Origin of the sequence: Paenibacillus ihuae (assembly GCF_001368795.1) — a bacterium.
GTDB classification, from domain to species: domain Bacteria; phylum Bacillota; class Bacilli; order Paenibacillales; family Paenibacillaceae; genus Paenibacillus_AQ; species Paenibacillus_AQ ihuae.
Map to the genome: position 1 here is coordinate 3,778,706 of NZ_LN831198.1, position 3,779 is coordinate 3,782,484.

Genomic DNA, 3,779 nt, shown 5'->3' on the forward strand with positions numbered 1-3,779 from the left:
TCCGGTCTCGTCAAACAAGCAAGTTGATTATAGCTCTCCCGGGAGGTCTATGCCAACAAAAATTTTAACGTGTGCATTTCATTATCCTCTTGACTTGAAGGGGCTTGAGGACTACACTGAAATCGTTAACAATTCTATTGCCGGGGAGAACTTATGATTACCATCAAAGACATTGCCCGTGTTGCCGGCGTCTCCCATACCACTGTGTCCAGAGCGCTTAACGGCAGCCCGCTGATCAAGAAGGTCACCCGCGACAAGATTGAGAAAATCGCCGCGGAAATGAATTATGTGCCGAATTACAGCGCCAAGAGCCTGGTTACCAAGCGCTCCTTTACCATCGGGCTGTTCTTCTCCAGTATTGATCAGGGAACCTCGTCAAGCTTTCTTGTGGATGCGATCAAAGGGATCAGCCATGTGCTGGATGAGAACTTCAACCTGACCGTTCACGGAATCGACGGCGTCCACAACTTTGGAAATATTCAGCCGCAGCGTTTTGACGGCATTCTCGTCATGAGCCAGAGCGATGAGGATAATGCTTTTATTTACCATGTCAAGACGATGGGCATTCCCCTGGTCGTGCTGAACCGCCAGCTGGAGGACCCGGGTATTATGAACGTGGTGGCGAACGACCGCGAGGGCGTCAAGGAAGCTATCGACTATGCGGTCTCGCAAGGACACCAGCGGCTGGCTATTATTGAGGGAAAACCCGGATTCAAATCTTCGACCGAACGCAAGCAAGGCTTTATGGACAGTCTGATTGACCACCGCCTGCAGCTGAATTCCGATTATTTTGCAGCGGGGGATTACAGTATTGAAAGCGGTTATGCCGCAATGACTGCCCTGCTCAGCCTTTCGGAGCGGCCGACTGCCGTATTCTGTTCCAATGATGATATGGCCATCGGTGCCATGAATGCCTGCTACGCCCGCAAGATCAGCATCCCACAGCAGATTTCCCTGCTCGGATTCGACGATATTATGTTCGCCCGGTATACGAATCCCGCGCTGACGACAGTCCGCAAGCCAATTGCCGATATCAGTGAGCTAGGCACGAAGATGCTGATCCAGCTGCTGCAGCAGCCGGAGACGAAACCGCAGCAATTATTCGTTAAGACCTCACTCGTCGTCCGTGATACTGTAGCAGGGTGTTAAGCAGCCCCTATCCTCTTTGTTTCTTGCAGAACCGGATGCCCTTCCCAAGCGGAGGGATAATCCGCTTCTTCCTGATAAAAATGTTCACGTGTGCATTTATTATGTATCTTAAAGGAGATTGTGAAACCCATGACAAAACGCCTATCCAGAAGCAACCAACCCGGCTTGCCCGTGTATCCTGAACGGATGATCCAGTTCGGTGAAGGCAACTTCATGCGCGCCTTTGTAGACTGGCAGCTGCAGCAGATGAATAATAAGGGATTGTTTAACGGCAGTGCAGTGCTGGTACAGCCAATCGGCCAGGGGCTTGGCGCACTGATGGCTGAACAGGATAATCTGTACACCGTGCTGCTAAACGGAATTATGCAGGAGCAGACTGTGAATTCCCGGGAGATCATCGCAAGCGTCAGCCGGGTCATCAGTCCCTACGACGACTACGCTGCCTATCTGGCCTTGGCTGAAGACGATAATCTAGAATTCATCACCTCGAACACCACTGAAGCCGGCATTGCCTATCACGCAGGGGACGCGCTGAATGATGCTCCTCCGAAGAGCTTTCCGGCCAAGCTGACCGCGCTGCTGCATAGACGTTTTGAGCTGGGCAAAAAAGGCTTTGTCATATCCCCTGCGAGCTGATTGACCGCAACGGCGAGAAGCTGCGTGAAATTGTGCTGCAGTACGCTGCTGAGTGGCAGCTCGGCGATGCCTTCGCGAAGTGGCTGGAGGAAGAGAACACCTTCTGCTGCAGCCTGGTGGACCGGATCGTACCAGGCTACCCGCGCGACAAGGCTGCGCAGCTGGAAGCAGAGCTTGGATATCTGGACAATCTGATGGTTACCGCCGAGCCTTTCCTGTTCTGGGTGATTGAAGGCCCGTCTTGGCTGGCCGAGAAGCTGCCGCTGGCAGAAGCCGGACTTAACGTAGTTATAACAGACGACATGACGCCCTACCGCGAACGCAAGGTTCATCTGCTGAACGGTCCGCATACAGCAATGGTTCCGCTTGCCATGATGGCCGGCCTGGAGACCGTCGAGGATGTAATGAACGACGAGACCTTCTTCCGCTTCGTGCAGGAGCTGATGAACGATGAGCTGAGCCCGATGCTGGATCTGCCTGCCGAGGAGCTGTCCTCCTACTCAGCTGCTGTACTGGAGCGGTTCAGAAATCCATTCGTCCGTCATGAACTGGCATCCATCTCGCTGAACAGCATCTCCAAGTTCAAGTCCCGGCTGCTGCCGGTGCTGCTCCGCTACCGCCAGGAGCGCGGCCAGTTGCCTGAGCTTATGACACTAGCCTTTGCCGCCCTGCTGCTCAGCTACCGGGGAGACCGCGTGGCCAGACAAGACGGTGCAGAGGTACTGGAAGTATTCGATCTGGCCTGGAGCCATCCGGGCAGCTTCGTGCAGACCATCCTTGCCGATGAAAGCCTATGGGGCCAGGATCTGACGCAGATTCCAGGACTTGCAGAAGGCCTTGCCGCGAAGCTGCTGGAGCTTGACCGCACCGACAGCCGTGCGGTGCTGCAGCAGGCTGTGCACCAATAGAACACCGTTTCCGGACAAATGGCGGTACTTTTGATACCTCACTAACAGTAGGATCTATTGAACCAAAGACTATAGCTCTACCTAACGGACAGAGCAGCTCTTATTTTACCTGAATTTCATTTATTGACAGGCTAACGGACTCCAGCGCCCTTATTGACGGTCATCTCTCTACCTTCCGGCAACAAATGAAGAGATAAGTTCAGTACGGTCCGTTAGCCGGTGGAATGTACACTTTCAGGCCAAATAAGGGCTCCGCAGTCCGTAAGAATCAGAATAAGGCGGGTACACTGCCTTGATATCATAACCACTTTTTTAGGAGGGACAGACAGCATGAAACGATTAATGAAAATGAATCCCCGCGATACAGTCGCTGTAGCCCTGCGTCCGGTTACTGCCGGTGAGCAGCTTGAAATCGACGGGGTGACCGTTCAGGCAGGCCAGGATATTCCACAGGGGCACAAAATTGCACTCACCGCCTTCGCAGCGGAGGACGTAATTACCAAATACGGCTATCCGATCGGGCACGCGATTGCCCCTATCGCAGCAGGCGACTGGATTCACACGCATAACATTAAGACTAATCTGGCCGACGAAGAGGAATATGACTACAAGCCTGAGCTCCATCCGGTCACCTATCCGAAGCGGGAGTTGACCTTTCAAGGCTACCGGCGTGCTAACGGCAAGGTCGGCATCCGCAATGACCTGTTCATTATCCCTACAGTCGGCTGTGTGAACGGCATTGCTGAACAAATGCTGACGGAGTTCAAGGCCGCGCATCCGGACCTTGGCGGCTTCGACAATTTCACGGTGCTTAAGCATCCTTACGGCTGCTCACAGCTGGGAGATGATCACTGCATGACCCGCAGTATCCTGCTGGATGCCGTGAATCATCCCAATGCCGGAGGTGTGCTCGTGTTCGGCCTCGGCTGTGAGAACAATATCGTCGCAGAATTCCGCAGCATGCTGGGCGATTACGACGAATCACGGGTCAAATTCCTCGTAGCCCAGGAGGTGGGCGATGAGGTCGAGGCTGGCCTTGCCCTGCTGGAGGAGCTGTATGAAGCCGCTAAGGATGATGCCCGCGAG

1 protein-coding gene and 2 pseudogenes are annotated in these 3,779 nt (G+C 53.9%); all 3 read left to right on the top strand.

Annotated features, from left to right (window positions below; genetic code table 11):
• Positions 1-150: 150 nt before the first annotated feature.
• Positions 151-1,149 (top strand): annotated as a pseudogene (locus AQR02_RS17465) (LacI family DNA-binding transcriptional regulator); the annotation flags it as partial.
• Between the two features lie 213 nt (positions 1,150-1,362).
• Positions 1,363-2,693, top strand: a pseudogene (locus AQR02_RS35180) (tagaturonate reductase).
• Between the two features lie 330 nt (positions 2,694-3,023).
• Positions 3,024-3,779: UxaA family hydrolase (locus AQR02_RS34485; RefSeq protein WP_245237520.1), on the top strand; the 756-nt coding region annotated here is incomplete at its 3' end.